The organism is Catellicoccus marimammalium M35/04/3, assembly GCF_000313915.1.
GTDB lineage: Bacteria > Bacillota > Bacilli > Lactobacillales > Catellicoccaceae > Catellicoccus > Catellicoccus marimammalium.
This window is the reverse complement of the sequence record NZ_AMYT01000017.1, coordinates 37166-50125: the sequence shown is the minus strand read 5'-3', so window position 1 is coordinate 50125 and position 12960 is coordinate 37166. Positions and strand designations below refer to the sequence as shown.

Genomic DNA, 12960 nt, shown 5'->3' with positions numbered 1-12960 from the left:
TCATCATCATTATCATCATTATTTTGTATTTATCATTTTTATAATTCGGTATATTCTGTACCGATAGAATCTGCTAAAGCTTTAGAAACTACTTTTCCATCATAAACGCTCATTGCGGTATGAATTGGTTCATTTGTTTTTACTGCTTCTTCGATTCCTTTATTGGCAATATCTACTAAGTATTCAATATTTCCTTTTGATAAAGCAATGGTTGCTGTACGAGGAACAGCTCCAGGCATATTTGGTACTGCGTAATGAACCACACCATATTTGACAAAGATAGGATCAGCATGAGAAGTAGGTGCTTCAATCGTTGCTACTGTACCTCCTTGGTCAATGGCAATATCAATGATAACAGAACCTTTTTTCATAGATTGAACCATTTCGGTTGTAACTAATTTTGGTGGTTTTGCTCCTGGAATTAAAAGAGTAGAGATGAAGACATCTGCTTTTTTAATGTTTTCTGCTAATGATTCTTGGGTAGAAGGGATGATTTCTACAGAATCATTGGTGTAACGATCTTCTAAATACGCGATTTGTTTTTCGCTCTTTTCTAAAATAATGACATGGCAACCCATACCGATTAACATGTCACAAGCATTGACCGCAGCGTTTCCTCCACCTAAGATAACTGCAGTTCCGGCTTCAATTCCTGGAATTCCTGGAAGTAATAATCCTTCACCACCGTATTGTGCTTCTAGGTAGTTAGCACCTAGATAAGCAGCACGACGACCTGCTAAGGCACTCATTGGTTTTAATAAAGTTTGTACTCCATCAACGATTAAATTTTCAGCTGATACTGCGTACATATTTTTTTTCATCATTTCTTCTGTACATTCTTTATTAGCGGCTAAATGCAAGAATCCCCAAATGATTTGTCCTTCTTTAAAGTAACCATATTCACTAGGCATAGGTTCTTTTACTTTTACAATTAAAGGAGCAGTCCAAGCTTCTTCTGTGTCAACAATTTTTGCTCCAGCAGCTTGATATTCTTCATTTGAAAAACCTGCACCAATTCCGGCATCGCGATCGACTAAAACTTCATGACCTTCTGCTGTCAAAATTTTGACATTTTCAGGGGTCATTCCTACGCGACCTTCTCCTTGTTTAGGGTCTTTAATTACTCCAATTTTCATCGTAAGTTCCTCCTTATCGTTGATACATTCGTATTATAACACGATAAAAATCATTACTGATACGATTTATATAAGATTATTTTAAAAACATGAAAGCGTTTTATTTGTGATTTATCTGCACTTCGTCTATTTTCATTCATCATAAAAATGAAAAAGAGAAAATAACCTTTATTTTCCATATAAAATAAAAGATTTAAGCGTTTTGTTTTTCATCAAATTAAGATATTTTCCATAAAATGAAAAGGCAATGAAAATGATAAAAAGAAGAGAAAATGATGAAATGAAGAACAATAATAAGGGATAATTGTTTTTTAAGCGAGAAAAATATTTTATTTTTTCTAGCTTAAAAAGACAAAGAATAAGGCAAAATAAAATTTTTTTATTTTCCTATATAATAGGAGATTGAACATTTGGCAAATAGATAAAAATCACGTATGATGAAAACAGTATAAATTAGGCGGATATGGGGTGAAAAAAATGTCATTCGATGGAATTTTTTTACATCAAGTACAACAAGAATTGCAAGAACTAGAAACAGGACGAATTACGAAAGTACAAAGTCCTTATGAAAACGAAATTATTTTAACTGTACGAGCAAAAGGTAAAAATCATAAATTACTATTATGTACTCATGCGCAATATGCTCGTATTCAATGCACTACATTACCTTATTTAAATCAAGAACAACCTTCTTTGTTTTGTATGACCTTACGCAAATATATTGATGGGGCATTTATTGAAAAAATTGAACAGCAAGGAAATGACCGTGTGATTTGTCTTTCTTTAACAAGAAGAGATGAAATTGGTGATCAAAAATATTATCAATTAATTTTAGAAATTATGGGACGACATAGTAATCTCCTATTAGTAGAAAAAGAAACAAATAAAATCATTGATTGCTTAAAACATGTAGGAATTCATCAAAATTCTTATCGAACCTTGTTACCAGGTGCAATCTATCTTTCTGTACCTCACCAAGATAAGAAAAATCCTTTCCAAATGACAAAAGAAGAAGTGTTCCAGTTTTTACATACAGAAGCACATTCAGCAAAAGAGATTCAAACTGCATTACAAGGAATCGGAAAAGATACAGCTCATGAGCTTTTCTTACGTTTAGATGAAGAAAAAGAAAAAGTGATGATTTGGAATCAATTTTTCCAAGAATTAGAAAAAGGAACTCCTACATTGACGACCTATGAAGGAAAAGACTATTTATTGCCAATGCCTTATCAGTCTTTACCAGGAGAAAATGAATTCTTTTCTTCTTATAGTGAGTTATTAGATGTTTATTATGGTGAACGTGTCCAACAAGCACGAGTGCAACAACAAATTGGGGATATTGCTCATCGTTTACGTCATATTGTGGAAAAAAACACTTTAAAAATTCAAAAGTTGGAAGAACAATTATCAGAAGCAAACGATGCAGAACAATGGAGACAATATGGAGAGTTGTTAACTACTTATTTACATTTAGTTCCTAAAGGGGCTACAGAAGTTTCCTTACCTAACTATTATAATGAAGAAGGAAAAGATGCCATCATTCCTTTAGATCCTGCATATTCTCCCAATAAAAATGCACAAAAATATTTCCAAAAATATCAAAAATTGAAAAAAAGTGTAAAAATTGTCCAACAACAAATTACTCAAACTAAAGAAGAAAATCAATATTTAGAAAGTATCTTGGCGCAAATGGAGATTGCGACTCCAGAAGATTTACCAGCGATTCAAGAAGAATTGTATGCTCAAGGATTTTTAAAAGAAAAGAAACATCGTCGTATGAAGACAAAAAAATCTCAGCCTTTACAATTCCATACTTCTAAAGGGACTCCGATTTATGTAGGACGTAATAATTTACAAAATGATGAACTATCTTTGAAAAAAGCGCAAAAAAATGACTACTGGCTACATGCTAAAAATATCCCTGGCTCTCATGTCATTTTAAAAACAAGTACACCTACGGATGAAGAAATTGTAGAAGCAGCGACATTAGCTGCCTACTATTCAAAATACCAAAAAGCAGCCAATGTACCGGTAGATTATATTCAAGTCAAACATTTACGAAAACCTAATGGCGCAAAACCAGGTTTTGTCGTTTATGAAGGACAAAAATCAACCGTGGTCACGCCAACAAAAGAAAAAGTAGAGGCATTAAAAGATGAGTAAAAAAATTATAGCTTTATTTGCTGATCCTGTGGCTCATAGTTTCTCCCCTAGGATGCACACTTATGGTTTTCAAACTTGGAACATAGATGCAGAATATCTTTTAGTTCAAAGTACACCTGAAACCTTGCAAAAAGATTTTCAAAAGTTAGAAGCACAATATGGAGAACAATTTATTGGTGCGAATTTTTCTTTTCCGAATAAAAAAGCAATGCTTACGTTAGCAGATATCAAAGATTCTACAGTCCAAAGAGTAGGGGCAGGCAACACCATTGTAAAAGAACAAGGACTATGGAAAGCTTATAATACTGATGGGAAAGGCTTTTTCTTGGCGCTAAAAGAAAAAGGGTATGAACTAAAAGGAAAAACATTGACTCTTTTAGGAAGTGGTAGTGCCGCAATTTCCATCATTGAACAAGCTCCTTTTTTTGGAATTACAAATATCTATGTGTACTATACAAAGGAATCCTATTATCAAAATACAAAGGAAAAACTAGATTTTTTACAAAAAGAAACTCCTTTTTCCTATCAATTGCTTCCGTATACGTCGCAAGATTTTAGGAAAGAAAAGACAGATTTTTTTGTCAATACAACCGCAGATAGTTTATTACGAAGGAAAAGAGATTCTTTACAATATCCAGATGCACTCATTTTGGATTTAAATTATGTACCGAAATGCTCAACGTTTTTAAAAGAGGCAAAAGCACAAGGTAAAGAGACAATGAATGGACTAGGAATGTTAGTATTTCAAGGAGCATTAGCCTTTGAAAAATGGTGCCATCATCCATTACCAACAAAAGAGATATGGCCAATGTTAGAAGAAAAATAAAGAAAGATCAATAGAAAAGGAATAAAGGAAAAAATGGAAAATAAAAGAAATCATCCCTATTATTTGGGAAGTAGAGAATATCAAAAAGAAGATACCATCATCGATCTTGGGGATTGTAAAATCGGTGGCGGTCATTTTGTAAAAATGGCAGGCCCTTGCTCTGTGGAAAGTGAAGAGCAAATTTTACAAACCGCAAAAGCAGTAAAAGAAGCAGGGGGACAAGTACTACGTGGAGGAGCCTTTAAACCAAGAACAAATCCTTATTCTTTCCAAGGATTGGGATTAGAGGGGCTACAATTATTGCGTAAAGCCGCAGATCAATATGGATTAAAAGTCGTAACTGAAGTGATGGATGAAGGACACATCGCGATGGTTCGAGAATATACCGATATTTTTCAAATTGGGGCAAGAAACATGCAAAATTATCGTTTATTAGAAGCCATTGGAAAAGAAGACAAGCCAGTGCTTTTAAAACGTGGATTAAGTGCCACCATTGATGAATGGCTAAGTGCCGCAGAATATATCGCAAACGAAGGAAATCGACAAATTATTCTTGTCGAACGTGGAATTCGTACGTTTGAAACAAAAACAAGAAATACCTTTGATGTCAGTGCGGTTCCTGTGATTCATCGCTTGAGTCACTATCCTATTTTAGTCGACCCAAGTCATGCTGCAGGGAAAAAAGAATATGTAGAACCTTTAACGTTAGCTGGGGTTGCCGCAGGAGCAGATGGATTTATTATTGAGATTCATCCACACCCAGAAGAAGCATTGAGTGATGGAGAACAATCTTTATCTTTAAAACAATGGGCTTCACTTTCTCAAAAGGTAGATGCCTTACTCCCCGTTGTTCAATCGATTTATGATAGAAAGGATTCCTAAAATGGAAGTAGAAGTAAACACCCAACCGAATTATCAAGTAAAAATTGAAAATCATCTTTTTCAAACAATTGGAAAAGAAATTCGTCACTATTGGACACCAAGAAAAGTAATGGTAGTCACCGATTATACGGTTCAAGCGCTGTATTATGATGAATTACAAGAACAATTACAAAAAGAAGGGTTTGAAGTATTCTTGTTTTCATTTCCTGAAGGGGAACGAAACAAAAGTCTAGAAATCGCGGAACAATTATATGAAGGATTAGCTGAACAAGGATTCAATCGTGGAGATGGCATTATCGCTTTAGGAGGAGGAGTTGTCGGTGATTTAACTGGATTTGTCGCAGCTACTTATATGCGTGGAATTCCTTTTTTACAAATTCCAACAACTTTATTAGCTCAAGTCGATAGCAGTATTGGAGGAAAAACTGCGGTTAATTTACCTTTTGGCAAAAACTTAGTAGGAGCGTTTTATCAACCAGATGCGGTCTTTATTGATCCAATTATGCTACAAACCTTAGAATGGCCTTATTTAGCAGAAGGATTAGCGGAAGTCATTAAAATGGCAATGATTGGCGATAAAGAACTTTGGGAACATTTACAAACTTTACCATTGGAAAAAGAAGCATTCTTTGCTCAATTACCTTATATCATCACTCGAGCTTGCCAACAAAAAGCAGATATTGTAAGACAAGATCCTTATGATTATGGTTTACGTCGCAAATTGAACTTTGGCCATACAATTGCTCATGCATTAGAAGCCATTGACGATTATAAAGGACTTCGCCATGGGGCAGCTGTAGCCATCGGTATGGTTGCTATTCTACAGCTTGCGTATAAAGAACAATGGATTGAAAACGAAACCATGATTGAAGAATTAATTCAATTATTAGAAAAATTCCACTTACCAACCGAATATGATGAAGTCGGTATGGATGAAATTTTTGAATACATCGTTCGTGATAAAAAAGGAATGAAAGATGAAATCACACTTGTTTTAGTGAACGAAATTGGTCAAAGCTTTTTTAAAACGATTTCTTATGAAGAATTATGGGAAATCTTAGAATAGAGGAGAAATTATGAATTTTATTACTGCAGGTGAATCTCATGGACCTTGCCTTACAGGAATCATTGATCACTTTCCAGCAGGATTAACGGTAGATATTGAAAAGATCAATCAAGCGTTAGCCCAGCGCCAAAAAGGATATGGCCGTGGTGGAAGAATGAAAATCGAACAAGACAAAGTTCAAATTTTATCTGGGATTCGTCACCAAAAAACAATGGGAAGCCCAATTACTTTTCAAATTGAAAATCGAGATTTTAAAAATTGGCAAAAAGAAATGTCTGCTTTAGAACCTTATGAAACAAAACGTGGAGTCTATACACCAAGACCAGGACATGCAGATTTAGTTGGTGGGATTAAATATGGACAAGAAGATATGCGCAATGTGTTAGAACGTTCTTCTGCTCGCGAAACAGCAATGCGAGTTGCTATTGGAGCCTTATGTACTCAATTACTAGAAGTATTGGGCATTACTTTGCAAGGACGCGTTTTTCAAATTGGCCCAGTAAAAGATCTTGTAGTCGAAGATGAATTTACCACTCATAATGACTTACGTGTTGTCCATGAAGCAGTAGCCGAGGAAATGAAAAACTGGATTCAAAAAGCCAAAGAAGAAGGAACTACATTAGGTGGAGGCATAGAAGTTATTGTTAAAGGAATGCCTGCAGGAGTTGGCGACTATACGCAGTGGAATCGAAAATTAGATGCTCGTCTAAGTTATGCGGTGATGAGTATTAACGCGATGAAAGGTGTTACTTTTGGAGATGGTATTTCCTTAATTCAATCTTTTGGAAAAGACGTGATGGATGAAATCGCTTGGAAAGAAGAGGAAGGCTATTATCGTCTTTCTAATCATCTTGGAGGAATTGAAGGGGGTATGTCTACTGGAATGCCAATTCGCTTACAAGCGTATATGAAACCTATCCCTACACAATATCATCCACTACAAACCGTAGATGTACGAACAAAAGAAATTTATCAAGCTAGTGTCGAACGTAGCGATCATTGCGCTGTACCAAGTGCTAGTTACGTAGTAGAAGCGGTCGTAGCGACAACTTTAGTCGAAATTCTTTGCGAACAATTTACAAGTGACACAGTAGAACAATTAAAAGAAGCGGTTGAAAAACAAAGAAAAAGAGGACAAGACTTATGATGAATCTTCGTTTTTCTCACCCCTATTTAAAGGGAAAACTACGAGTAGCTAGTGACAAATCAATCTCTCATCGCGCTTTGATGCTTGGTGCATATAGTAAAGGTAAAACAGAGATTCATCACTTATTACAAGCAAAAGATATCACTTCTACAAAAGAGGCTTTACAAAAAGCAGGGGCAATGATCACTGAAGACAACGGTAGAATCATAGTAGAAGGATGCAATCGTCAATGGAAAGAAGAAGAGCTCTTTTTTGATTTAGGAAATTCAGGAACTTCTGCTCGTCTTTTATCCGGTCTTTTTGCTAACACTACAAAAACGTATCATTTCACAGGAGATGAGTCATTACAACAACGCCCTATGAAACGGATTATTGATCCTTTAGAAAAAATGGGCGTTCATTTTACCACTCAAAATATGAAGTTACCTTTTGCTTTTTCTAGTATGGAGTTACAAGGAATGACGTATTCATTACCTGTTGCTAGTGCGCAAGTAAAATCTGCAATTTTACTGGCAGGATTATCCGCAAAAGGAGACACAACAGTGATAGAAACAATTCCTACTAGAAATCACACAGAAGAAATGTTACCTTTCTTTGGAGGTAGGGTTGAAGTTCAAGAAAAAGAAGAACATACAGAAATTCAACTTGTAGGAAATCAAGAGTTAGAGGGGACAGAACTATTTGTACCGGCCGATATTTCTTCTGCGGCATTTTTTATCGTAGGAGCAATTTTAACCCCCAAAAGTGACTTGTACTTAATGGATCTAACAAAAAACAAAACAAGAAATGGTTTGGTTGAGGTTCTACTAAGAATGGGTGCTCATTTGGAGTGGATTCCACAAGAAAATGGATTATATCAACTGCATTGCCAATATAGTCCAAACCTAAAAGGAACGATTGTAGAGGGAAAAGAAATTCCCCAATTAATCGATGAACTACCATTACTTGCCTTAGTAGCAACACAAGCAGAAGGAAAGACGATAGTTCGTAACGCAGAAGAATTGAAAGTAAAAGAATCCAATCGTATTTTATCTACCGCTACAGAATTGAAAAAACTAGGAGCAGAGATTGTAGTTAAAGAAGATGGATGGGAAATTGCAGGAGATTCTTTATTACATGGAGGCAAGGTAGAAAGCCACCAAGATCATCGAATCGCGATGATGCTGATGATTGCTGCTTTGTTGATTCCAGAACCTGTCTTTTTAACAGATGAACAAGCAATGGAGATTTCTTATCCATCTTTTATGAACAATTTACAATCTGTTTTGTATGAAGAGTTTATGATATGATAAATAAAAATAAACCGAACGAAGGAGAAGAATAGTGCAAAAGCAACAAAAGAAGAAAGGACAATTTCTCTTTTGGATTTTATTTTTAGGAATCATTGGCGTGGGAATTTCTGGGATTTATACCTATTGGATTTGTCCTAAAGAATATCAATCCACAGCTACCATGCGTATTGAGCTTTCTAAAGACCAAGAAGAAAGTGTCGCTCAAGATAAGAAAATGCAGCAATCGTTAGAAGATAATTTTCAAGCGATTGCCAAAAATAAAGAAATCTTGGCTATGACAAAAAAACAAATGTCAAAAGACTTCCAACCAAGTATTTCTACCTTACAAAAAGAGATTCATGTTTCTTTAGAAGATAATGGAAAAGAATTATCTTTCCGCGCTCAGTCATCGAACCCACTATGGGCACAAGATGAACTTCAAGCAATGGGAAAAACATGGATGGAAGTTTTGCCACAAAAATTAAAAATTCAAGGATTACATTGGGTAAAAGACCCTACGTTTTCACCAAAACCAATTCAGCCTAATGTACCTTTACAATTAGGAATAGGAGCAATCATTGGGGTTATCCTTGGTGCAATGATTGGCTTATTACTCCGATTAGGACAACGGAAAAAGAAATATGTCCAACATCGCTATTTACAAACTTTATCTGCTCCAGTGATTGGTTCTATTCCTACCTTAACGGAAGTTACCCAAAAACCAATGTATCAAAAGGAAGGAGAGCGTCAAGTAGAAGAACATAATGCTATGGTAGATGAGCGTTTATTAGGAGAAACACAACATCTAGAAACATTGACTCGTTCTCGACGCAAAAGAAAAAGATGAGTACAATTCCCCCATTAGTAAATAACGAAACTGAAGTGGCGTCTTTTCGACAATTAGCAGAAAATATTGATTTGAATTTTGAACATAAACAAATTATTGCGGTGACTTCTAGTCAAAAAGGAGAAGGGAAATCAACGATTGCGGCAAATTTAGCTTTTACTTATGCTAAGGAAGGGTTCCAAACCTTATTAATTGATGCCAATTTAACTTCTCCAATGCAAGATACAATTTTTGATTTACAAAATTATAAAGGAGTATCCACTTATCTAGAAGAAGAATCTCCGCTATTACAGCGTTTTACTTTACCTTCAGGATACATTCGCACACTTGATTTATTAACAAGTGGTCCTCATTTAGCGAAAGCACAAAATTATCGTCAAAATTTGGAACAGTTGTTAGAAGAAGCGAAAAAATATTATCGCCGAATTATTATCGATACGAGTGCACTAGATGTTTCTGATCTTTCTTTAGAATTTATCCAAGAAAGTGAATTAACTCTATTTATTGCACGAAAAAAATATTCAGAACAAAAAGAGGTACAGAGAGCCTTTAAAAAATTAAAACGTTGTGATATTCCTATTGCAATCGTCGAAAATGAATTTAAGTCTTAATGATAGAACGAAAAATATATTTCTAAAATGAGATAAATATCTGTAAGATGAACAAAGAAATAGAAGAAAAAGAAAAGAAGTTTACTTTTTAGGGTAAACTTCTTTCTTTTATGTTAGAATAAATAATTGTGAAAGACTTAGAGAGGGGGCTTTATTTTGCAATCATCCATGTACCAATGGAAACAACCAAAGGAATTAACGAACGAAGAAAAAGAACAAATTTCTATTTTTGCTTCTGATTTATCCATTGCAGGTCCCTTAGCCGAATTATTATGGCGTCGTGGCATTCAGACAAAAGCCGATTATGAAGCATGGATTCATCCAAGAATAGAAGATTTACATGATCCTTTTTTATTCCCAGATATGGCAAAAGCAGTCGCTCGTATTCTTTTTGCGATTGAAAATAATCAGCGAATTTTAATCTATGGAGATTATGACTGTGATGGGATTTCTAGTACTGTCGTTTTAAAAGATGTCTTAGACGCGATGGGAGCAGAAGTAGAATATTTCCTACCAGATCGAACAACCGATGGATATGGACCAAATTTATCTGTTTATAAATATTATATTCAATCAGGAATTGATTTAATTATTACTGTAGATAATGGGATTACAGGATTTGAAGCTTTGGCTTATGCGAAAGAACAAGGGGTCGATGTTATTGTTACTGATCACCATCAATTAAAAGAAGAGCTTCCTGAAGCCTATGCTATTATTCATCCACTTCTACCTGGAACAGACTATCCAGAGAAGCATTTAGCAGGGGTAGGGGTAGCCTTTAAACTTGCTTGTGCTTTAGTAGATGGTATCCCAACTGAAGTGCTAGATATGGTGGCTTTAGGAACGATTGCTGATTTGATGCCATTAACTGGAGAAAATCGCACACTAGTGGCTTTAGGATTGGACGCGATGCGTCATTCTGAACGAATGGGATTACAACAATTAGCGCATTTTGCTAATCTTTCTCTAGAAACGATTACCTCTGAGCAAGTTTCTTTCCAAATCGCTCCTCGATTGAATGCACCAGGACGATTAGGAGATGCAAATATTGCTGTTGAAATGTTGACAACTTTTGACGATGAAGTAGCACAACAATATGCTAAAGAAATTAATGCATTGAATACAGAGCGTAAAGAATACGTAGAAAAAGCAGTAGAAGAAGCGAAAGAACAGTTAACCGAAGATAAAATTCAAATCGTTACAAGCACAGAATGGCCGGAAGGTATTTTAGGAATTGTGGCAGGAAAGATTATGGATCAAACAGGCTGTCCTTGTTTAGCTTTACATTTAGATCCATTAAGTGGAGAAGCAAAAGGCTCTGCTCGTAGCGTGGAATCTTTATCCATTGTTTCTTTACTAGAACAATGTTCTGACCTTTTAGTGACTTTTGGTGGACATCCTGCCGCGGCAGGTTTAACAATTACCACTGAAAATTTGGAAGCCTTTCGTCAAAAAATCAACCAACTACCAGAAGTAGAAGCTTTTGAAAAAGGAAAAAAAGAGCAAGAAATCGACCTTATTTTATCCGTAGAAGATTGCACAATGGACTTTTTTGATGAGTTACAAATCCTTGCTCCTTTTGGGAAAGGAAATCCTATCCCTTGTTTAGAATTACAAGGAGTCTCTATCGAAAATCCTAAAACTTTTGGTAAAAATCAAGCACATATGAAAGGGCTAATTGTCCAAAAAGAAGAAGAAAAAATAAGTAAATTACCGTTTATTTATTTTTCTTATCGTGGCTCCCAAAGAGATCTATTAAGTAGTACTAAAGTGAATGTCATTGGAGAATTGGACTGTAATGAATGGCAAGGAAAGCAAACGTTACAATTACGTTTGAAAGATTATGAGATTCCTACTTTACAATTGTTTGATGCTCGTGGACAACGCTTTTTATCTGAAGATTATGTACAATCCGATGCTCTTTATCTATATTTCAATCCGTTGCATAAACGTCGCTTACAAATGTATTATCCAGAAGCGACTTTACTAGATGTGACCACTTATTTAACACAAGAAGACGATGTTACTCAAGTGATTCTATTAGATCTTCCTACTCATTTAGAAGAGCTTGCTCAAGTAATTCATAAACATAAAGATCAAGAGTACGTTTTAGTCGCTCATGACTTTGAAGAAGCATATCTTAATGGAATGCCAAGTCGAGAACAATTCACTTATGTTTTCCAATATTTGAAAAAACAAAAAGATTTGGATGTCCATCATCAATTAAAACAATTGAGTCAGATGCTAAAAATCCCTATGCAAAACTTGATATTTATGATAAATTTATTTAGGGACTTGGATTTTGTTCGCATTCAAAATGGAATCTTAAATCCAGTACCAAATCCAACAAAACGACCATTAGATAGTAGTACGATTTATCAAGAACGTGAAACCTTAATTCAAAGTGAAGCTTTCTTATTATACGAAACAATAGATAGCTTATTTCATTGGTTTCAACAACAGGAGGAAGAAAAATAAAATGGATTTAAAAAATTATATCGCAAGCATTGAAAACTACCCAAAAGAAGGAATTGTTTTCCGTGATATTTCACCGTTAATGGCAGATGGTGAGGCCTATCGTGCTGCGACACAAGCCATTGTAGAATATGCAAAAGAAAAAGAAGTAGATATGGTAGTAGGACCAGAAGCACGTGGATTTATCGTTGGATGTCCTGTCGCTTATGAAATGAGCATTGGATTTGCTCCAGTCCGCAAACCAGGAAAATTACCTCGTGAAACAATCGAAGTAAGCTACGAAAAAGAATATGGAATGGATACATTAACAATTCACAAAGATGCCATCAAACCAGGTCAACGTGTATTAATTACAGATGACTTATTAGCTACTGGCGGTACGATTGCTGCAACGATTAAATTAGTAGAAGAATTAGGCGGAATTGTTGTTGGATGTGCCTTTTTAATTGAATTAACAGACTTACACGGTCGTGACAACATCAAAGATTATGACATTAAAGTATTAATGGAATATTAATAAACCTTAAAAGCATGAG

General features: G+C 35.1%; 11 protein-coding genes. 10 read left to right on the top strand and 1 reads right to left on the bottom strand.

The annotated features are described in order from the left end of the window. Positions 1-38 precede the first annotated feature (38 nt). Positions 39-1136, bottom strand: coding sequence for an alanine dehydrogenase (locus tag C683_RS03045; RefSeq protein WP_009489875.1), 1098 nt, complete (start codon positions 1134-1136; stop codon positions 39-41). A gap of 477 nt (positions 1137-1613) precedes the next feature. Between C683_RS03045 and C683_RS03040 the strand changes: the two genes are divergently transcribed. From C683_RS03040 to C683_RS02995, 10 genes are all read left to right on the top strand, one after another. Beyond that, on the top strand, positions 1614-3299 hold the full coding sequence (locus C683_RS03040; protein WP_040388631.1) for an Rqc2 family fibronectin-binding protein: 1686 nt from the start codon (positions 1614-1616) through the stop codon (positions 3297-3299). Continuing rightward, entirely contained in the window at positions 3292-4125 is an 834-nt protein-coding gene (locus C683_RS03035; protein ID WP_009489871.1) for a shikimate dehydrogenase family protein, read from the top strand. The genes C683_RS03040 and C683_RS03035 overlap by 8 nt, the downstream gene beginning before the upstream one ends. Positions 4126-4158: 33 nt before the next feature. Then, positions 4159-5007, top strand: a complete 849-nt coding sequence (gene aroF, locus C683_RS03030) for a 3-deoxy-7-phosphoheptulonate synthase (protein WP_009489869.1) — start codon at positions 4159-4161, stop codon at positions 5005-5007. 1 nt (position 5008) lies between these two features. Continuing rightward, complete coding sequence (gene aroB, locus C683_RS03025; RefSeq protein ID WP_009489868.1) at positions 5009-6073, top strand: 3-dehydroquinate synthase; 1065 nt, start codon at positions 5009-5011, stop codon at positions 6071-6073. Positions 6074-6083: 10 nt separating this feature from the next. After that, a complete protein-coding gene (gene aroC, locus C683_RS03020) occupies positions 6084-7220 on the top strand; it encodes a chorismate synthase (RefSeq protein WP_009489867.1) in 1137 nt (378 codons plus the stop codon). Further along, the gene (gene aroA / locus C683_RS03015) at positions 7217-8509 is read left to right on the top strand and encodes a 3-phosphoshikimate 1-carboxyvinyltransferase (protein WP_009489865.1); all 1293 of its coding nucleotides are present in this window, start codon (positions 7217-7219) and stop codon (positions 8507-8509) included. The genes aroC and aroA overlap by 4 nt, the downstream gene beginning before the upstream one ends. A gap of 34 nt (positions 8510-8543) precedes the next feature. Beyond that, positions 8544-9338, top strand: coding sequence for a YveK family protein (locus C683_RS03010; protein ID WP_009489864.1), 795 nt, complete (start codon positions 8544-8546; stop codon positions 9336-9338). Beyond that, complete coding sequence (locus C683_RS03005) at positions 9335-9949, top strand: tyrosine-protein kinase family protein (RefSeq protein ID WP_009489862.1); 615 nt, start codon at positions 9335-9337, stop codon at positions 9947-9949. Before C683_RS03010 ends, C683_RS03005 begins: the two co-directional genes overlap by 4 nt. Before the next feature lie 156 nt (positions 9950-10105). Next, positions 10106-12427, top strand: coding sequence for a single-stranded-DNA-specific exonuclease RecJ (gene recJ, locus C683_RS03000; protein WP_009489860.1), 2322 nt, complete (start codon positions 10106-10108; stop codon positions 12425-12427). 1 nt (position 12428) lies between these two features. Continuing rightward, on the top strand, positions 12429-12941 hold the full coding sequence (locus tag C683_RS02995; protein WP_009489858.1) for an adenine phosphoribosyltransferase: 513 nt from the start codon (positions 12429-12431) through the stop codon (positions 12939-12941). Positions 12942-12960 lie beyond the last annotated feature (19 nt).